The 21,196-nt window shown below is 69.9% G+C and carries 8 protein-coding genes; all 8 read left to right on the forward strand.

Going from position 1 to position 21,196, the window contains the following annotated elements:
* Positions 1–41: 41 nt before the first annotated feature.
* Genes H7J89_RS04060 through H7J89_RS04095 form a run of 8 tightly spaced genes read left to right on the forward strand, consistent with a single transcriptional unit; the run spans position 42 to position 21,056 of the window.
* Positions 42–3,554 (forward strand): non-ribosomal peptide synthetase, encoded by a 3,513-nt coding sequence (locus H7J89_RS04060; protein ID WP_264036718.1) that lies wholly within the window; start codon positions 42–44, stop codon positions 3,552–3,554.
* Positions 3,551–4,315 (forward strand): thioesterase II family protein, encoded by a 765-nt coding sequence (locus H7J89_RS04065; protein ID WP_264036719.1) that lies wholly within the window; start codon positions 3,551–3,553, stop codon positions 4,313–4,315. Before H7J89_RS04060 ends, H7J89_RS04065 begins: the two co-directional genes overlap by 4 nt.
* A complete protein-coding gene (locus H7J89_RS04070) occupies positions 4,308–5,624 on the forward strand; it encodes a beta-ketoacyl [acyl carrier protein] synthase domain-containing protein (protein WP_264036721.1) in 1,317 nt (438 codons plus the stop codon). Before H7J89_RS04065 ends, H7J89_RS04070 begins: the two co-directional genes overlap by 8 nt.
* Positions 5,621–8,626, forward strand: coding sequence for a mycobactin polyketide synthase MbtD (gene mbtD, locus H7J89_RS04075; RefSeq protein ID WP_372513707.1), 3,006 nt, complete (start codon positions 5,621–5,623; stop codon positions 8,624–8,626). Before H7J89_RS04070 ends, mbtD begins: the two co-directional genes overlap by 4 nt.
* A complete protein-coding gene (locus tag H7J89_RS04080) occupies positions 8,623–15,165 on the forward strand; it encodes a non-ribosomal peptide synthetase (RefSeq protein ID WP_264036723.1) in 6,543 nt (2,180 codons plus the stop codon). The genes mbtD and H7J89_RS04080 overlap by 4 nt, the downstream gene beginning before the upstream one ends.
* A complete protein-coding gene (locus H7J89_RS04085) occupies positions 15,162–19,568 on the forward strand; it encodes a non-ribosomal peptide synthetase (RefSeq protein WP_264036724.1) in 4,407 nt (1,468 codons plus the stop codon). Before H7J89_RS04080 ends, H7J89_RS04085 begins: the two co-directional genes overlap by 4 nt.
* Entirely contained in the window at positions 19,565–20,860 is a 1,296-nt protein-coding gene (mbtG, locus tag H7J89_RS04090) for an NADPH-dependent L-lysine N(6)-monooxygenase MbtG (protein WP_264036725.1), read from the forward strand. Before H7J89_RS04085 ends, mbtG begins: the two co-directional genes overlap by 4 nt.
* Positions 20,838–21,056, forward strand: coding sequence for an MbtH family protein (locus H7J89_RS04095; protein WP_066954047.1), 219 nt, complete (start codon positions 20,838–20,840; stop codon positions 21,054–21,056). Before mbtG ends, H7J89_RS04095 begins: the two co-directional genes overlap by 23 nt.
* Positions 21,057–21,196: the final 140 nt, after the last annotated feature.

A 21,196-nucleotide genomic window follows, 5' to 3' on the forward strand; every position in this document is an offset into this window, starting at 1 on the left:
AAAAATACTTAGGGCAGCCTGTGCTAATCCAGGGAGGGTTCGTGGTGCGTGCCTCGGCGCGCTCGGAAGACGTCCGGGCGCAGGTGGCCGAACTGCTCGGCGTCGGTGTCGACGACGTTCACCCCAGCACCAACCTCATCGGCCAGGGCCTGGACTCCATCCGGATCATGACGCTGGCGGGCCGCTGGCGCCGTGCGGGCATCGCCGTGGACTTCGCCACGTTGGCCGAAACTCCGACGGTCGAGGCGTGGACCGAGCTGGTCAGCGCCGACTCGCCGGCCGATCCGGCCGAGCAGCACAACCCCGCGCAACCGGCGGGTGACGCGGGTGAGCCGTTCCCACTGGCCCCGATGCAGCACGCGATGTGGATCGGCCGCCAGGACCACCAGCAGCTCGGCGGGGTGGCCGGCCACCTCTATGTCGAGTTCGACGGCGGCGCCATCGATCCGGAACGCCTGCGCGACGCGGCCACGGCGCTGGCCCGGCGCCACCCGATGCTGCGGGTGCGGTTCCTGCCCGACGGCACGCAGCGGATCGCGGCAGCCGGTGACGACTTCCCGGTCGCCGTCGAGGATCTGCGCCGCCTGGACGGCGACACAGCGGATCGGCGACTCGCGGCCATTCGCGACGCCAAATCACACCAGCAGCTCGACGGAGCGGTGTTCGAGCTGGCATTGACGCGGCTGCCCGGCGAACGTTCGCGCCTACACGTCGATCTGGACATGCAGGCCGCCGATGCGATGAGCTACCGGACCCTGATGGCCGACCTGGCCGCCCTGTACCTCGGGCACGACCTGCCCGCGTTGACCTACACCTACCGGCAGTACCGCCACGCGATCCAGGCGGAAGAGGCGCGGCCGCAGCCGGCCCGCGACGCAGCCCGCGATTGGTGGGCGCAGCGCATCCCGCAGCTGCCGGACCCGCCTGCCCTACCCGCCACCGGCGACCGCAGTTCGCGGACGAGCACCCGGCTCTGGCACTGGTTGAACCCGCGCACCCGCGACGCCCTCTTCTCCCGCGCCCAAGCCCGCGGTGTCACCCCGGCGATGACCCTGGCCGCCTCTTTCGCCAACGCCTTGGCTCGCTGGTCAACCACCTCGCGCTTCCTGCTGAACGTGCCGCTGTTCGGGCGACAGCCGCTGCACCCCGACGTCGACTCCCTGGTCGGCGACTTCACCTCCTCGCTGCTGCTCGACGTCGACCTCACGGGCGCCCGCACCGCGGCGGCGCGGGCGCAGGCAGTGCAGGAGGCCATGCGGACCGCCGCCGCCCACTCCGCCTATCCCGGGCTGTCGGTGCTGCGGGACCTCAGCCGCCATCGCGGCACCCAGGTGCTCGCGCCGGTGGTCTTCACCAGCGCGCTGGGACTCGGCGCACTGTTCAGCCCCGAGGTCACCGATCAATTCGGGACGCCCGCGTGGATCATCTCCCAGGGTCCCCAAGTGCTGCTCGATGCTCAGGTCACCGAGTTCGACGGTGGCGTGTTGGTGAATTGGGATGTGCGCGAAAGCATCTTCGCCCCGGGTGTCGTCGACGCCATGTTCGCCTATCACATCGACGAACTGCTCAGGCTGGCTTCCGCCGAGGACAGCTGGGACGCACCGGGACCGTCGCCGCTGCCGGACGCGCAGCGCGCGGTGCGTGACGCGGTCAATGGCCGCACCGCCGAACCCAGCGGAGAAGCGTTGCACGACGGGTTCTTTCGGCAAGCCGAGCGGCGACCCGACGCGCCCGCGCTCTTCGCCAGCTCGGGTGACCTCAGCTACGGGCAGCTGCGCGACCAGGCACTGGCGGTGGCCGCCGCGTTGCGCGCGGCCGGCGTCGGTGCCGGTGACACGGTCGCGGTGATGGGCCCGAAGACCGCCGAGCAGGTGCCGGCGCTGTTGGGCATCCTGAGCGTCGGCGCGGCTTACCTGCCGATCGGCGCCGACCAGCCGCGCGACCGCGCGGAACGCATCCTGGGAACCGGCGCGGTGTGCTTGGCCCTGGTATGCGGTGGGCAACGGCTGGCACTGCCGGTGCCCGAGCTGAGCCTCGCCGACGTCCTGCGAGAGCCACCCGTTGTCACCGAAAACATCTCGGCAGGAGTCGATCCCGACGGCCTCGCCTACGTGTTGTTCACCTCCGGATCGACCGGCGAGCCCAAGGGCGTCGAGGTGACGCACGACGCCGCGATGAACACCGTGGAGTTCATCGCGAGCCACTTCGAGATCGGTCCCGCGGATCGATGCCTGGCGCTATCCACGCTCGAAGGCGACATCTCGGTGATGGACATCTTCGTCACCTTGCGCACCGGCGGGTCGATCGTGGTGGTCGACGAAGCGCAGCGCCGTGACCCCGACGCCTGGGCGCGGCTCATCGACACCCACCAAGTCACCGTGTTGCACTTCATGCCGGGCTGGCTCGAGATGCTGATCGAAGTCGGGCACGGCAGGCTGTCCTCGGTGCGGGTCATCCCCACCGGCGGGGACTGGGTGCGGCCGGAGGTGGCGCGCCGGCTGAAGGCCGAGGCGCCCGGCCTTCGGTTCGCCGGTCTGGGGGGAGCGACCGAAACCCCCGTGCACAACACCATTTTCGAGGTTGACGATCCCGACACGCTGCCGTCGGACTGGACGGCCCTGCCCTACGGGGTGCCGCTGACGAACAACGCCTGCCGCGTCGTCAACGACCTGGGTGACGACTGCCCCGACTGGGTCGCCGGCGAGCTGTGGGTCTCCGGTCGTGGCCTCGCCCGAGGCTATCGGGGGCGTCCGGACCTCACCGTGGAGCGCTTCGTCGAGCACGGGGGACACAGGTGGTACCGGACCGGCGACCTGGCCAGGTATTGGCCCGACGGCACGCTCGAGTTCGTCGGCCGCGCCGATCACCGGATCAAGATCAGCGGATATCGCGTCGAACTCGGCGAGATCGAGGCCGCGTTGCGAAGGCTGCCGGGGGTGGCGATCGCGGTCGCCGCCCTGCTCCCCGCATCGGGTGGCTCCGAGATGTTGGCCGCCGCGGTCTGTCCGGAAAGTTCCAGCGGCGCCGGGCTGACGGCCGAGCGAATTCGGGAACTGATGGGCGAACTCGTTCCGGCGCATATGGTTCCGCGTCACGTCGCGCTGGTCGGGCGCATCCCGTTCACCGACGCCGGCAAGATCGACCGTCGTGCCGTCGCCCGCGACTTGGGCGCCAAGGTTTCGCTGTCCGAGCAGCCCGGCTACCGCGCCCCGTCGACCCCGATGGAATCCGCCCTGGCCGCGCTCCTCGGTGATCTACTCGGCGCGGACCGGGTCGGTCGTGACGATGACTTCTTCGCCCTGGGCGGTGATTCCGTGCTGGCCACCCAGGCCGTGGGCCGTATCCGGACCTGGCTGGACACCCCCAACATCATGGTTGCCGACTTCTTCGCCACCAGAACCGTTGCCGCACTTGCCGACCTGCTTACCGAGCGCGAGCAGGACGGCCGGCGGCTGGATCAGGTTGCCGAACTGTACCTGGAAGTCATTTACATGGACACCGACACGGTGCTATCGGCTTCTCGCCGCACCGGCGACACTGGGACGGCGCCATGACGTCTGACCGTGTGCTGAGTGTGCCAACCGAGTTCGCATCCTGGATCAAGCGGGCGCCCAGCAGGAACCAGAGCCGGCGCACCGGCGCGACCGTCGTGTTTCCGCACGCGGGGGCCGCCGCGGCAAGCTATCGCGTGTTGGCTACCGCGCTGGCCGCGGGTGCCGACACCTACATCGTGCAGTACCCGCAGCGCGCGGACCGGCTGAGTCACCCGGCCCCCGACACGGTGCACGACCTGGCCCGGGGTTTGTTCGACGCCGGGCCGTGGAGCCGAGTGGCGCCGCTGCGGCTGTTCGGCCACAGCATGGGTGCGGTCGTGGCTTTCGAGTTCGCCAGGATCGCCGAATCCCACGATGTTGCCGTGCAGCGCCTGTGGGTCTCGGCCGGCCCGGCGCCGTCGGCCGTTGCCGCCATGCCGGAACTCCCCACCACCGACGACGGATTGCTGGCCGACATCACCGATCTCGGCGGCACCGACCCCGAACTGCTCGCCGATGAAGAGTTCGCCGAACTGCTGACGACGGCGGTGCGCGCCGACTACGAAGCGGTCAACCGGTACGAGTGCGCTCCCGGCGTAAAAATCCGCACCGACATCCGTGTCCTGGGGGCGCGCGACGACCACCGCGTCGATCCGTCCGCATTAAGGCTCTGGGAGAACCATACCAGCGGCGCCTTCGAGTTGTTCTTGTACGACGGCGGGCATTTTTATCTCGACGAGCACATCGATGCCGTGGCGCGACGGGTGAATGCCGATGTCTGACAACGGGTTCGCCGGCGCCTCCGATCCGGTCGCGATCGTCGGCATGGCCGTCGAAGCGCCCGGCGGCATCGACACCGCCGACAAGTACTGGGAAATGTTGTCCCACGGCCGTGAGGCGCTGGGGCCGTTCCCCACCGATCGGGGTTGGCAGGTCCGCGAACTGCTCGCGGGATCGCGGCGCAGCGGTTTCAAAGAGATCCACGATCGTGGTGGATTTCTCGCCAGCGCAACCACATTCGACCCGGAGTTTTTCGGCATCTCGCGGCGCGAGGCGGTCGCCATGGACCCCCAGCAGCGCGTCGTGCTCCGGGTGTCCTGGCGCGCGCTGGAAAACAGCGGCATCAACCCCGACGATTTGACCGGGCACGACGTGGGGTGCTTCGTCGGCGCCTCGGCCACCGGATACGGGCCGCAGATGGCCAACTTCTCCCAGCACAGCGGTCACCTGCTGGCCGGGACCGCGCTCAGCGTGATCTCCGGGCGGGTCGCCTACACACTCGGATTGGCCGGTCCGGCGCTGACGGTGGACTCGTCGTGCGCGTCCGCGCTGGCGGCGTTCCACCTCGCCGTGCGCTCGATCCAAAACGGCGACTGCGACCTCGCGCTGGCCGGCGGCGTGAATGTGCTGGGCTCGCCGGGGTTCTTCGTCGAATTCTCCAAGCAGCACGCCCTTTCCGACGATGGTCACTGCCGCCCCTACAGTGCGCAGGCCAGCGGGACGGTGTGGGCCGAGGGGGCGGCGATGTTTGTGCTGCAACGCAAATCGGCCGCGCTGCGCGCGGGCCGCCAGGTCGTCGCCGAAGTCCGCGCCACCGCCGTCAACCAGGATGGCCGCAGCGCCGGGCTGAGCGCCCCCAGCGGCGACGCGCAGGTCCGCCTGTTCCGGCGCGCCATGACGCAGGCCGGGATCCGGCCCGACGAGGTCGGGATGGTCGAGGGGCACGGCACGGGCACCCGCCTCGGGGACCGCACCGAATTGCGTTCGCTGGCACAAACGTACGGAGACGCGGCGCCCGGCGCCGGCGCGTTGCTCGGCTCGGTGAAATCCAATGTGGGCCACGCGCTGGCCGCCAGCGGAGCACTGGGGCTGGCGAAGGTCATCGTCGCCGCCCAGCACGGGGCCGTGCCACCCACCCTGCACGCCGCGGAGGCTAGCCCGGAAATAGATTGGGAAAGCCAGGGTTTGCGCTTGGCGAGGACACTTACCCCGTGGCCCGCGGCCGACGGGCAACGAATCGCGGCGACATCGGCGTTCGGCATCGCCGGGACCAACGCGCACGTGATCGTCGCCCTTCCCGAGGTCGCGTGATGCTGACCTCCCCACTGCCCGACGGCCGCGTGCCCATGCTGCTCTCGTCGCACGACGAAGAGTTGATCGGCGTGGACGCCCGGGCGATCCTGGACTACCTAAGCGGGACCGGCGCGGACACCGACACCGCGGCCGTGGCGTCCACGCTGCTGCGGCTTCGGCGGGTGCGGCGGCACCGCGCGGTGGTTCGGGCGGCCGGCCGCGCCGAGCTGGTCTCCGGCCTGACCGCGCTCGCTGACGGCGAGGAGCACCCGCTGGTCACCCGATCCTGCAGCAACGTTGCGCCGTGCATCGCCTTCGTGTTTCCCGGCCAGGGCAGCCAATGGCAATCGATGGGCGCCGAGGCATACCAACGACTTCCGGCTTACCGGGCCGAGGCCGACCGGTGCGCCAAGGCGTTCCGCGCCGCCGGGCTGCCTTCACCGTTGCCCTACCTGACCGGGGAACTCGACAAGAACTGGTCGCGCACCGAAATCCAGGGAGCACAGTTCACGCACGCGGTCAGCCTGGCCCACGAATGGCGATTCCACGGCGTGTTCCCCGCGATCACCGTCGGCCACAGCCTTGGCGAGGTCGCGGCGGCGTACGTGGCCGGAACGATAACGCTGCCGGACGCGGTCGCGTTGGTCGGAGCCCGCGCCACGATCGTCGGCCAATTGGCCGGTCACTACGCCATGGCGGTGCTTGGCGCCGGCGCGGACGAGGCCGAGTCCCTGATCGGCGAAACGGCGGGCTGGCTGGAAGTTTCGGCGGTCAACGGCCCCTCGTCGACCGTGGTGTCCGGAGACCACGACGCCGTGGCGGCCGCCGTGTCCCTCGCCCGCAAACGGGGCGTCTTCACCCACCGGTTGGCGGTGGACTATCCCGGCCACACCAGCGTGCTGAGGCCGCTGCGCACCCAGCTGGCCGAGCTGGTTCCCCGCTCGGCGTTCCGGGACAGTCCGGTGCGATTCGTCGGCTCGACCTTCGGCGCGGAGGTCGGCGGCGACGTGGACCTCTCCGGGTACTGGTACGACAACCTTTGCAACACCGTGCGTTTCGACCGGGCGGTGGCGGCGGCCCTAAGGCTCGGGGCCACGACGTTCGTCGAGTTGTCCGCACATCCCGCGCTGCTGTACCCGCTCGCGGACCTGGTCGACGAGCGGACGACCGTGGCCGTCGGATCGGGGCATCGCGAAGGGGCCATCACCGACACGCTGGCGGCGAACATTGCCGGCGTGGCGGCGGCCGACCCCGGCTGCCAATGGGCCAACGCCATTCCCGGTGGCGTCCGGCCGCCGCTGCGCGGATTCCCGAACGCACCGATGCGGGCGGTGCACCTGTGGGCGGCGCCCGAACCGCTGATCGAGACGAGGGAGGTCCCGGCGCTCACCGTCGCGGTTGAGGATTGGCCCCACGAGACACGACCCCGCGCGGCGGGGGCGGACATCGGCATTGTCGCCGTCGACTCCACGAACGGCGCTTTGGTCCAGCAACTGATGGATGCCGTTGCCGCGCATGGCGATTGCCGGGTGGTGCCGCCGAACGACGCGGAAATCCTCGCGATCATCGCGCCGGAGCTCGACGAGCTCGACGCCGCCGCGGCGACCGAGCGAATCGCCGAGCGGCCGGACGCAGGTCTACCCGACTACGCCGCCCTGACCGGCCCGCGATGCCGGGCCGTCTGGTTGCTGACCGCGCGCGCCGAAGCCATCGATGCGGATGATGCCGAGGCGTTCCCCGCACAGGCGGCGCTGGCCGCGATGCACCGCAGCGTCGGCTTCGAATTCACCGACCAAGCCTTCGGGCATCTCGACCTGCCCGGCCGAGACGTCGATGCCGGCACGGCCCGCGCCGCCGTCGACGTGCTGCTCGGGGAGCCGGCGGAAGTGGCGCTGCGGGGCAACGAATCGCCGCGCCGCCACGAGCGGACCTTCCGGGAATGCCGCGATTCGGCCATCAAGCGGCCGCTGGGCGCCGACGCGCTGGACAACGTGGTGATCACCGGCGGCAGCGGAGCCATCGGCCTGCAGTATGCGCGGTACTGCATCGAGCGCGGCGCGCGGACGGTCACCCTGTTGAGCCGCAACGGTATCGATGACGAGGCGCTGCGCTGGCTTACCGCGAACCACGACACCGAGGTGCGCGCCCCGCGGTGCGATATCACCGACCCGGCCGCTCTGGCGGCCGTCGCCGCCCGGCACGCGGGGAACGGCGCGTCGTTGCTGATCCATACCGCGGGCATCGCCGAGGCCCGGCGGCGTTCCGCGTTGACCGGAGCCGACGTGGCGGCGGTGTGCGCCGCAAAGGTGCGCGGCCTGGCACTGCTGGCCGACGTGTGGCCGCTGCGGCCCGATTGCCGGATCCTGGCCTGCTCGTCGGTGTTCGGCGTATGGGGCGGTTACGGCCACGCGGCTTACGCCGCCTCCAACCGGATGCTCGACGTGCTGGTCGCCCAGCTGCGCGGCCGGGGCCGCGACAGCGTGGCGATCCGGTGGGGGCTGTGGCAGGCCGCCGGCGTGGTCACGGGCGAAGAGATCACCCGCACGGAACGCTCCGGCCTGCTCGCGATGGCTCCGGAATCGGCGATCGAGGCGGGCCTGTGTCGCTACGGCGCAGATCCACTGATCTTCGACGCCGACCTCGACCGGCTCGCGGTGTTCTTCGAAAGCCAGGGCATGCCAATGCCGTTCAGTGCGCAGCGCGACGGCGACGGGAGAGCGGACGCCCTTGCCGCCAAGCCGCTCGCCGAGGTGGTGCGCACCGAACTCGCCGCGACGTTGCACCTGGACGATCCGGTGTCGATCGACCCGAGCGCACCGCTCATCGACCTGGGAGTGGACTCGTTGCTCGCACTCGATCTGCGTAAGCGGCTGCGCCGGACGGTCGGAAGTTCGGTCCCGGTCGCTCGCATGCTCGGCGGGATCACCCTCAACGAATTGATCGACGCGTTGCGCGCCGGGCCGCGGGACGGCGCAACACTCGACGATCGCGAAGCCAGAAAGGTTGGACTCCCAGCGTGACGGACACCACCGGGGCCAGCACCCGTCTCGATGACGAACGCCTGGAATTGTTGCGCCGCAAGATCGCCGAACGTGGGCTGGCCAGGCCCGCCGTCTCCGCACCCGTGGCCACCTACGACGAGCCGCGCATGTCCGTCGGCCAGCACCGGATGTGGTTCGTGCAGTCGGTGGACCCCGACAGCGCGCTGCTCAACGTCTGTGTCTCCTATCGCGTAACCGGCACGGTCGACATCGACCGATTGCGGAGCGCGGTCGAGGCCGTGGCCGCGCGGCACTCCGTACTGCACACGACGTACGACACCGGGCCGGACGGTGACCCGTATCCGGTCATCCACGACGAGTTGCGGCCCGAGTGGGCAGAACACGACTTGTCGGACCTGACCGATCAGGCCCGGCGGTTGCGGCTGGATGTGCTGGCGCAGCGCGATTTCCGCCGGCCCTTCGACCTGGCCAAGGAATCTCCCCTGCGTGTCACCGCGGCCCGCTTGTCCGCCGACGAGCTGATGCTGTTGGTCACCGCCCATCACATCGCCTGGGACGACGCGTCGTGGACACCGTTTTTCGCCGACCTGACTCGCGCCTACACCGATCCGGTCGGATTCGGCGGAGAACCCGCGATAACGGCGCCTCCGCCGGGCGAAGCCGCGGATCACGCCGCGGACTTCGAATACTGGCGGCCCCTGATGGCGAACCTGCCCGAGCCGCTTGAGCTTCCGGGTCCCAACGGTTCGGTGGTGCCAAGCACCTGGCGTGCACAACGCGCCACGAAGCGGTTGCCGGCGGCCACCGTCGGTCGGGCCGCCGCGCTGGCGCGCGAGACCGGTGCCACCCCGTACATGGTGCTGATGGCGGCCTTCGCCGCGCTGGTGCATCGCTACACTCAGTCAACGGACTTCCTGATCGCCGCGCCCGTGCTCAACCGCGGCGTCGGAACGGAATCGGCCATCGGTTACTACGGCAACACCGTGGTGATCCGGATGCGACCGGAACCGCACCAGACGTTCCGGCAGCTACTGGCCCAAACCCGGGATAACGCGGTTGGCGCCTTCGCCCATTCGCGCACCGACCTGGACTGGCTGGTGCGCGAGTCCAATCCCGATCGCCGGCATGGCGCCGACCGGATGACCCGGGTGAGCTTCGGGCAGCGAGAGCCCGATGGCGCCGGCTTCTGCCCGCCCGGGGTGCGTTGCGAGCGAGCGGAACTGCGCGGTCATTTCAACCAGCTGCCGCTCAGTTTCATGATCGAGCTGGATCGCGCGAACAGCGGGCTGGTCGAAGCCGAGTACCTGGTCGAGGTGCTGGATCACCGGCTGGTGGACCAGCTGCTGCGGCACTACGCGGTGCTGCTCGACAACGCACTGGCGGACCCCGACGCGGCGCTGTCGGCGTGCGCGCTGATGGACAGCGACGATGCCGAGTGGTTGCGCTGGGCCTCGACCGGTGCCGAGTTCGACACCCCGGCCGCCACCTTGCCCGCGCTGGTCACCCGCCGGGCGGCGCTGTCGCCCGATGCCATCGCCGTGGTCTATGAGGGTCGCGAGTACACCTACCGGGAGATCGACGAAGAGTCGAACCGCTTGGCGCACTGGCTGATCGAGCAAGGCCTCGGCACCGAGGACCGCGTCGCGGTGTTGCTGGACAAATCACCCGAACTGGTCATCACCGCGCTGGGAGTGCTGAAGGCCGGAGCGGTCTACCTGCCGGTGGATCCCACCTACCCCGAGGATCGGCTGAACTTCATTCTGGGTGATGCGGACGCCAAACTGGTACTGCGCGAGGCGGTTCCGGGACTGTCGCGATACCCGGCCACCGCGCCCGCCGAGCTGGTGCGGCCGCTGGGCCCACAAAACACCGCCTACTTGATCTACACCTCCGGTTCGACCGGCCTGCCCAAGGGCGTGCCGGTGCCCCACGCCCCGATCGCCGAATACTTCGTCTGGTTCGGTGACGAGTACCGCGTCGACGAGACCGACCGGCTGCTGCAGGTCGCGTCGCCCAGCTTCGACGTGTCCATGGGCGAGATTTTCGGCACGTTGATCATGGGCGCGCGCCTGGTGATCCCGCGGCCCGACGGGCTGCGCGACATCGGCTACCTGACGGATCTGCTGAGCGGCGAGGGCATCACCTCAATGCATTTCGTGCCGTCACTGCTCGGGCTGTTCCTGTCTCTTCCCGGGGTCAGCCAATGGCGCACCCTGCGGCGCGTGCCGATCGGCGGTGAGGCCCTGCCGGGCGAGATCGCCGACAAGTTCCACGCCACCTTCGACGCGCTGCTGTACAACTTCTACGGACCGACCGAGACCGTCGTCAACTGCACCAGCTACCCCGTCGAAGGGGCCCAGGGGACCCGGGTGGTACCCATCGGGCGTCCCAAGATCAACACCCAAGTACACCTCCTCGACAACGCGTTGCGGCCGGTTCCCGTCGGCGTGATCGGCGAGATCTACATCGGCGGAACGCATGTCGCCCACGGATACCACCGCAGGCCCGGACTGACGGCCGAACGGTTCGTCGCCGACCCGTTCACCCCGGGCGGCCGGCTGTACCGCTCCGGCGACCTGGCACGCCGCAAAGCCGACGGGGACATCGAGTTCGTCGGCCGTGCCGACGAGCAGGTGAAGATCCGCGGCTTCCGCATCGAGCTGGGCGAGATCGCCGCCGCCATCTCGGTCGACCCCAGCGTCGGGCAGGCAGTGGTGCTCGCCATGGACCTGCCCCGGTTGGGCAAAAGCCTGGTCGGATACGTCACGCCGGCCCCGGGCGGCGGCCCGGAAACCGTTGAGGTCGAACGCATCCGGGCCCGGGTGGCCGCCGCGCTGCCGGACTACATGACACCGGCCGCCTACGTGGCGCTCGACGAAATCCCGATCACGGCGCACGGTAAGATCGACCGGGCCGCGCTGCCCCAACCACAGATCGCGGCGGCCGCCGCATACCGCGACCCGACGACCCCCACCGAACGTCGCATCGCCGCAATGTTTTCCGCGCTGCTCGGCCACGACCGGGTGGGGGCCGACGACTCATTCTTCGACCTGGGCGGCCACTCGCTGGTGGCCACCAGACTGGTCACCGCGATCCGCTCGGAGTGCGGGGTGGAGCTCGGCATCCGCGACGTCTTCGAGCTCGCGACGGTGGGCTTGCTGGCGGAACGGGTCGACCGCCTGAGTTTCGGCGAACTGAGGCAGTCGCGGCCCAGGCTGATCGCGACCGCCCACGACGAGCCGATGCCATTATCGGCCTCACAGCTGCGCAGCTGGTTCGCCTACCGGGTCGACGGGCCCAGCTGGGTCAACAACATTCCCTTCGCCGCGAAGCTGACCGGGCCCTGGGACATCGACGCCCTGATCGCCGCTGTCGGCGACGTCGTCGCTCGGCACGAGATCCTGCGCACCTCCTACGTGGAGTTGGACGGGGTGCCCTACCAGGTGGTCGGGCCGGCAGGGGAGGTCGCCGTGCGCCGGTCGACCGGGCCGGACGACGCGTGGCTGCGGCGGGAACTGGATGCCGAGCGCCGGCACTGCTTCGATCTGGACCGCGAGCTGCCGGTTCGGGTTGCGGTGCTGCACACCGCCGATGACCCCGCCGAACATGTGCTGTCGCTGGTGATCCACCACATCGCCTCCGACCACTGGTCGGCGGGGGTGCTGTTCGCCGACGTGATGACCGCGTACCGGGCCCGGCGGGCCGGGGAAAGCCCGGCCTGGGCGCCGCTGCGGGTGCAGTACGCCGACTACGCGGCGTGGCAGGGGGCATTCCTGGGTGATGCGGGCGGCCAGGAATCCGCCGTCGCCGCCGAGCAACGCGAGTACTGGAGCCGGCAGTTGGCCGGGCTGCCGGAGGATACCGGGCTGCGTCCCGACTTCGCGCGCCAGCCGGTGCCCAGCGGTGCGGGCGAATCCGTCGACTTCCGCATCGACGCGGCCACCCGCGGCAAGCTCGCCGAGTTGTCGCGCGAGCTGGGGATCACGGAGTTCATGCTGCTGCAAACGGCGGTGGCGGTGGTGCTGCACAAGGCGGGTGGTGGCCGGGACATCCCGCTGGGCACCCCGGTCGCCGGGCGCACCGAGGCCGAATTGGACCAGCTGATTGGGTTTTTCGTCAACATCCTGGTGTCGCGGAACGACCTGACCGGCAACCCGACGCTGCGTGAGCTGCTGATCCGCGCCCGGGAGACGGCGCTGGCCGCCTACGCTCACCAGGATCTGCCGTTCGACCGGGTGGTCGACAGCGTCAGCCCGGTGCGTTCGCTGTCGCGCAACCCGTTGTTCCAGGTCGTGGTGCACGTCCGCGACCAGCTGCCGGCCGCACGGGTGATCGAGCAGGATCCCGGAAATGGCGGACAGGACACGGTGTGCACCTCGCTGGACCCGGTCTTCGACATGGCGCACGCCGATCTCAGTGTCAACTTCTTCGGCACCGACGGCTCGGGGGGAGTCGGGTACAACTGCAGCCTGATCTTCCGCACCGAGCTGTACAGCCGAGCCACCGTCGAGCGGTTGGCCGGCTGGCTGACCCGGGTGGTCACCGAGTTTGCCGGCAATGCTGATCAGACTTTGCGCGACCTCCAGCTGACCGACGCCGACGAGCGGCTCCGGATGCTCGAGCACTGGAGCCGGGGCGAAAGGCCGCCGCACGACCGGCCGCGCACCATTCCAGAACTCCTGCAGCCGAGCCGAAGCTGGGGCCCCGACCGGATCGCGGTTCGCTGCGCTGACGAGCAGATCGATTACGTTGCACTGCATCGTCGTTCGGACAATCTTGCGGCGCTGCTCGTCGCGCGGGGGGTGGGGCCGGGGTCGATGGTGGGGTTGTCGACGCGGCGGAGCATCGACCTGGTGGTGGCACTGGTCGCGATCATGAAGGCAGGCGGCGGCTATTTCCCCATCGATCCCGCCTACCCGCCGGCACGCAAGCAGTTCATGCTCGACGACGTGCAACCACCGGTGGTGCTCGCCACGGCCGACGCGGCCCGCGGTGTGCCCGAAGTTGCCGGCGTCACCGTCATTTCGCTGGACGACCCGCAGGTGCGCGCCGCGGTGGACAACGGGGAAGTCGATCCGCGAGAACTGCCCCTCCCGCACCCCGACGACCCGATGTTTCTGGTCTTCACGTCCGGATCCACGGGCAAGCCGAAAGGCGCGCTGGGCACGCATCGGTCCATGGCGGCCCGGCTGGACTGGCAGCTGCGGCACTACCCGCCGAGAACCGACGACATTCGACTGGCACAGGCCTCGATCACGTTTCTCGAGGGCGGCATGGAAATGCTGGCCGGCCTCGCGGCGGGGGCGACCATGATCCTCGCCGACGATGCCGAGCACCGCGACCCGGAAGCGCTCGGGGAGTTGATGGTCCGGCACGCGGTGGCCCAGGTGACCGCGGTGCCCAGCCTGGTCTCCGCCCTGGTGGACAGCAGGCCCGAGGCGGTGCGCGCGCTGTCCCGGCTGGTGTGCGGTGGAGAACCGGTGAGCGCCGCGCTGCTGCAGCGGCTGGTGTCGGCGTGCGCCGGCGCAGGCACCGAGCTGCTGAACAACATTGGTTCCACGGAGACCTCCGGTGCGGTGTCCCGCGGTCGACTGGAGCCGCCGAATCCTTTGGTGGGCAAACCGGTCCCGGGATCGGACGCCTACCTGCTCGACGAGGGCCTGCGGCCGGTGCCGGTCGGGGTGGTGGGCGAGCTGTACTACGCCGGCGACCAACTGGCCCGGGGCTACTGGAAGCGGCCCGGACTGACCGCCACCCGCTTCGTGGCCAATCCCTATGCCCTCGAACCGGGCTCGCGCCTGTACCGCAGCGGCGACCTTGCCCGCTGGACCGAGGACGGGCGACTGGAATTCGTCGGACGCTCCGACCACCAGGTACAGGTGCGCGGCTTTCGGGTGGAGTTGGCCGAGGTCGAGGCGGCGCTGGCGGAAGCCGACGGCGTCGCCGCCGCGGCGGCCCGCACCTGGGAGGTGCACGGCGGCACCTCGCTGGCCGGATACGTTGTGCCACAACAGCAGATCGACGATGACACCGACAAGGCCGCGTTCGTATCGCAGGTGCGCGCCGCGATCGGAACGACACTGCCCGGCTACATGATGCCCTCGTCGTTGACCGTTCTCGACGCGCTGCCCGAAACCGAATCGGGCAAGCTGAACCGGCCCGGGCTGCCGCCGCCGGCGGTCAGCACCCGCGGACACGTTGAACCGTCGCGCACCGACACCGAGCGGGCGCTGGCCAAGGTGTTCTCCGAACTGCTCTCGACGCCCGAGGTGGGCCGCTTCGACGACTTCTTCGCCCTGGGCGGCGACAGCATCCTGTCAGTGCAGCTGGCCTCGCGGGCGCGGGCCGCCGGCCTGGCGGTAAACCCGCGGATGATCTTCGAGAACCCGACGGTGCAACAGCTGGCCGCCGCCCTGGATGCTTTGGGGGGCAACGGCACCGAGCCCGCCGGGCCCGCCGACGCCCGGTTCGAGCCTATGAGCGCGTCCGGGCTTTCGGCCGAGGATCTCGCCGCCGTGACGCAGCTGTGGTCGTCCTCACGGGACGGTACGCCATGACGGCCACCAAAGATGTCACGCCCGACATCGAGGACGTGATGGCCCTGAGCCCTCTGCAAGAGGGCTTGTATTCGCTGACCACGCTGGCCGAGTTCACCGACGGCGAGGCCGATGACCCGTACGTGATCGGCATGGCCGCCGACATCTCCGGCGCGCTTGATGTCGCGCTGTTACGTGATTGCGCGACAAAGATGTTGGTGCGCCACCCCAACCTGCGGGCCAGCTTCTTCAGCCGGGGTATCGCGCGACCGGTGCAGATCGTCCCGTCCCGGGTAGATCTGCCGTGGCGCACCGTCGCCGCCGCTTCCGAGGATGTGCGGGCGCTGGAGGCAGGCGAGCGCTGCCGGCCGTTCGATCTGGAACACGGTCCGGCCATCCGCTTCCTGCTCGTCGAATTACCCGGCGCGCGATGGCGTTTGGTGCTCACCGCCCATCACATCGTGATTGACGGCTGGTCGTTGCCGGTGTTCGTCAACGAGATGATGATCCTGTACCGGGCCGGTGGCGATCTCTCGGCGTTGCCCGCCGGCCCGCGGCCCTACCGCGACTACATCGGCTGGCTGGCCGGCCGCGATCCCGAAGCCAGCCAGCAGGTCTGGCGCCGGCACCTGGCGGGCCTTCCCGGGCCCACCCTGCTGTCGGCCGCGCTGGGCTCGGCGGAGGGCCGGCGGACTGGGCTGCCCCGCACCACCGAACTGCGGATGCCGACCGACGCCACCACGCATTTGGTCGAGGAGACCCGGGCCCATGGCATCACGGTCAACACCCTGATGCAGATGGCGTGGGCGCTGGTGTTGTCCCGGCTGACCGACACCCACGATGTGGTTTTCGGCGTCACGGTGTCCGGGCGGCCGCCCGAACTCGCCGGCGTCGAAACCATGATCGGTCTGTTCATCAACACCGTTCCCATGCGGGTGCGGCTCGACCCCGCCGCGACGGTGGGCGAGCAATGCCGCGCGGCACAGCGCAACGCCGCACTGCTGCGTGAGCACAGCCACATCGGGCATGCCCAACTGCGGGCGCTCGGCGGCGTCGGCGAAATGTTCGACACCCTAATGGTCTACGAGAACTTCCCCTTGGACGGGCTGACCGCCGGCACCGAATTGACCGCCGCCGGTGCGACATTCCGGCCGTCCGCCCTGCAAACCTTGTCGCATTTCCCGATCACCGTCGCGGCACACATGGCGGGCGGCGAACTGGTGGTGCTGGTCGAAGTGATCGACGGGGCGCTCGGCGCCATCCCCGCCGCTACCGTCGGTCGGCGGGTGATCGCCACCGCCGAGCGGCTGCTGCGGGACTGGGAGCGCCCGCTGCGCCAGGTCAGCGTCCTCTTCGACGACGAGACGGTTCCCGCCCGCCCCGCGGGCGTGCCCGCCCCGCCGGCGGGCGGCATCCACACTCGATTCGCCGAGGTCGCCGGTCGGACCCCCGACAACCTCGCCGTCAGCTGGGCGGGCGGCCAACTCAGCTATCGCGAACTGGACGCGCTGGCCGACGGCCTGGCCGCCCGGCTCGCGGGGCGCGGGGTCCGGTCCGAAACCCCGGTAGCCATCCGGCTTTCCCGGGGGCCGCAGTACATCGTCGCGATGCTCGCGGTGCTCAAGGCCGGCGGCATCTGCGTGCCGATGGAGCCGCGGACGCCCCCGGAACGGGTGGGATCGATCCTGCGTCAATCCAATGCCTCGATCGTGCTCGACGAGGTGTCGCTGGTCGTGGGCGAACATCCCGCCACGGACTTTCGCCCGGCCGAGGTGGCGCCCGGCCAGGCCGCGTATGTCGTCTTCACGTCGGGCACCACCGGAGAACCCAAGGGCGTCATCGGAACTCACGCGGCGGTGGCTGCCTACGCCGACGATCACCTGGATAACGTGTTGCGGCCGGCGGCCGCCCGGTTGGGCCGGCCGCTGCGCATCGCGCACGCGTGGTCGTTCGCGTTCGACGCCGCCTGGCAGCCGTTGATCGCGCTGCTCGACGGCCATGGTGTGCACGTCGTGGACGAGCCCACCCAGGCCGACGCCGAGGCGTTGGTCGCGGCCATCGCCGAGCATGGCGTCGACATGATCGATACCACTCCGTCGATGTTTGCCCAACTCACGGCCTGCGGTTTGCTGACGGCGGTTCCGCTGGCCGTACTGGCGCTGGGCGGAGAAGCGCTCGGTAAGCCCGCCTGGACCCTCATCCGCGAAGAGTGCGCACGCACCCGGATGGCGGCCTATAACTGCTACGGCCCCACCGAGGCCACGGTCGAGGCGGTGGTGGCCGCCATCGCGGAGTACGACGAGCCGTCGATCGGGCGGCCGACCCTGCACACCAGCGGCTACGTGCTGGACTCGGCGCTGCGTCCGGTGCCGTTCGGGGCCACCGGCGAGCTCTATCTGGCCGGCGCCCAGCTGGCCCGCGGCTATCTCGGCCGCGCGGCGGAAACCAGCCAGCGGTTCGTCGCCGACCCATTCGCGGTCGGCGAACGCATGTACCGCACCGGCGATTTGGTGCGGCGCGGTCCCGACGGCGCGCTGCAGTATGTCGGTCGCGCCGACGCGCAGGTGAAGATCCGCGGCTACCGCGTCGAGCCCGGCGAGATCGCCGCCGCGCTCGAATCGCATCCCGCCGTCCAGCACGCGGGAGTGCTGGTGCGCCGCTCGATGGCGCGAGCGCGGCTGACCGCTTACGTCGTGATTTCCGGTGCGGCACACCGGCCGCCGTCGACGGGCGAACTGCGCGGCATGCTGGACTCCCGGCTGCCGCGCTACATGATCCCGCAGCGCATCGTCACGGTCGACGAAATTCCGCTGACGGCCAACGGCAAGCTGGACGAGGCCGCGCTGAGCGCCTTCGACACCGCCGAGGCGACGTCCGGAGCCGAACCCGAAACGGCCACGGAAGCCGCACTGGCGGAACTGCTTTCCGAACTGTTGCATCAGCCTCGAATCGACGTCACCGCGGATTTCCTGCAGCTGGGCCTGGACAGCATCATGGCCCTGTCCGTGGTACAGGCGGCGCGCGCGCGGGGGATCGCCCTGCGCGCCAGGCTCATCCTCGAGTGCGCGAACATCCGCGAGCTGGCCGACGCCATCGATTCCGAAACCGTCTCCGACACAAGCGATGGCGAGAACGACGCCGAGCCCATGCCGGTGCTGCCCAACGGCCGCTGGCTCTACGAACACGGGGAGCCGCGCCGGCTGGCGCAGACCGAAGCGATCCGGCTGCCCGACGACGTCACCCGAGAGCAATTGGACGCGGCGCTCGCCGGCATCCTGGCCGGACACGAGGTGCTGCGCGCCCGCCTGGACCGCGCGACCATGACCCTGGTCCCGGCCCAGGCCGCCGACATCCACCTCCTCGAAGTAGAGGTGGCCGCCGATCTGCGCGCCGTGATCCCCGATCACGTCGCACGCGCCGTCGACCGCCTCGACCCGGAGCGGGGGGCGCTGCTGGCCGCGGTGTGGCTTCGCCCCCCGACCGGGCGGAGTGTCCTGCTGCTGGCCGCCCACGTCTTGGCGATGGATCCCGCGTCGTGGCGAGTGGTTCTCGGCGAATTGGACGCCGCCCTACAGGCTTTGGCCACCGGTCACTCGCCGGCTCCGGTCCGGGAGCACACCAGCTACCGGCGCTGGGCCGGCGCGCTCGTCGAGCGCGCCCACCGGCTGGACACCGTGCGATTCTGGGCCGCCCAGTCCGACCGCGACGATCCCGAACTCGGCGCCCGACGGGTCGATCCGCGTCGCGACCGGGCCCGCGATCTGGACGTCCGCATGATCGCGGCCGACGCGGACACGACGCGCCGACTGCTGGACTCGGGCGTGCCGTTGCCGCACTTGCTGGTCGCCGCCACCGCGGCGACGGTGACGCGGTGGCGGCGGTCGCGCAATCAGGCCACCCCGCCGCCCCTGCTGGCGCTCGAAACACACGGCCGCGCCGATGGTCTCATCGACGGGCCGGGCGCGCACACCGTCGACACCGGCGACACCGTCGGACTGCTGAGCTCCATCTATCCGGTGCGGGTGGCTTCGGCCGATCCACGAGAAGTGGGGAAGCAGCTGGCGGCCATCCCGGGCGATGGGCTGGACTACGGGCTACTGCGCTATCTGCGTGCCGACACCGCCGAACGCCTCGCCCCGTTGCCCGACCCGCAACTGTTGCTGAACTACCTGGGTGCCGCCCACGCCGCCGGCGGGACCCGGCTGCTGACGCTGGAGCGTGAGCTCCTCGCCGGGGTCTCGCCGCAGCCGGAGCCGGAGCTGGCGGTTCGCCACGAGCTCACCATTGTGGCCGCCATGCTCACGTTCGATGGGGAGCGCGTGCTGGCCGCGCAGTGGCGCACGCTGCCGGACATTCTCGGTGACACCGAAGTGAGGCAGCTGCAACGTCTTTGGATCGAATCGCTGCGGGAGGCGGTCACATGAGCACGCTTGCGATAGTGGGCGCGGGAGCCAAGGCGGTTGCCGTCGGGGCCAAGGCGTCCGTGCTGCGCGACATGGGTGTCGACGCCCCCCAGGTGATCGCGGTCGAACGCATCGGCGTGGCGGCCAACTGGCAGGCCAGCGGAGGCTGGACCGACGGGACGCACCGGTTGGGCACCAGCCCGGAGAAGGACGTGGGGTTCCCGTACCGCTCCGCGCTGGTGCCCCGGCGCAACGCCGAACTCGACGAGCGGATGACCCGCTACAGCTGGCAGTCCTATCTGATCGCCACGGCGTCGTTCGCCGAATGGATCGACCGCGGCCGGCCCGCGCCGACCCATCGCAGGTGGAGCCAATACCTGGGTTGGGTGGCCGAGCAAACCGGTCTCGACGTGGTGCACGGTGAGGTGGAACGGCTGGCCGTCAACGGTGACCAGTGGACGCTGCACACCCACGACGACACCGTGCACGCCGACGCCTTGATGATCACCGGGCCGGGGCAGGCCGAGAAATCACTGCTGCCCGGCAATCCGCGCATGCTGTCGATCGCACAGTTCTGGAATCGCGCCGCGGGCCACGACCGGATCAGCGCCGAGCGGGTGGCGGTGATCGGGGGTGGCGAGACCGCCGCCTCGATGCTCAATGAGCTGTTCCGGCACCGGGTTTCGACCATCACCGTCATCTCCCCGCAAGTGACGCTGTTCACCCGCGGGGAGAGCTTCTTCGAGAACTCGCTGTTCTCCGACCCGACCGACTGGACCGCTCTGACACTGGCCGAACGCCGCGACGCGTTGGCCCGCACCGACCGCGGGGTGTTCTCTGCGAACGTGCAGGAGGCCCTGCTGGCCGACGACCGGATCCGCCACTTGCGGGGACGGGTGGCCCATGCGGTGGGCCGGGACGGTCAGATCCGGTTGACCCTGTCCACCAACCGGGGCAGCGAGAACCTCGAGACGGTGCACGGTTTCGACCTGGTCATCGACGGCTCCGGCGCCGACGCGCTGTGGTTCACGTCGTTGTTCGGCCCGGACGTGCTGGACCTGCTGGAGCTTGGCCTGGGCGGACCGCTGACCGCCGACAGCCTGCAGGAAGCGATCGGCTACGACCTGGCGGTCGCGGACGTCACGCCGAAGCTGTTCCTGCCCAATCTGTCCGGGTTGACGCAGGGCCCCGGATTTCCGAACCTCAGCTGCCTGGGATTGTTGTCAGACCGGGTATTGGGAACTAGTGGGGGCTTAGTGGGCCCGCCCAAGCACACGACGAGGAGACGCGATGAGCATCAACCCCTTCGATGACGACAACGGCACATTCTTCGTGCTCGTCAACGGCGAGGACCAGCACAGCCTGTGGCCGAGCTTCGCCGACACCCCGGCGGGCTGGCGCGTGGTGTTCGGCGAAGCAAGCCGCGCCGAGTGCCTCGAGTATGTCGAACAAAACTGGTCCGACATCCGGCCCAAGAGTCTTCAGGAATCGATCGAGCGTCGCTCATAACATGCGGTGGCACCGCCGCCGTAGCGTCGCCGTAACGTGACCGGCCCGAGACACAATCGCCGGTCACACAAGGCACACTTACACCAACCAAACCGTGGTGACGCGGAACCTTCTGCTGGGGGACAAGATCGCTGAGATCC

It is taken from the genome of Mycobacterium paraffinicum, assembly GCF_025822865.1.
Taxonomy (GTDB): Bacteria; Actinomycetota; Actinomycetes; order Mycobacteriales; family Mycobacteriaceae; genus Mycobacterium; species Mycobacterium paraffinicum.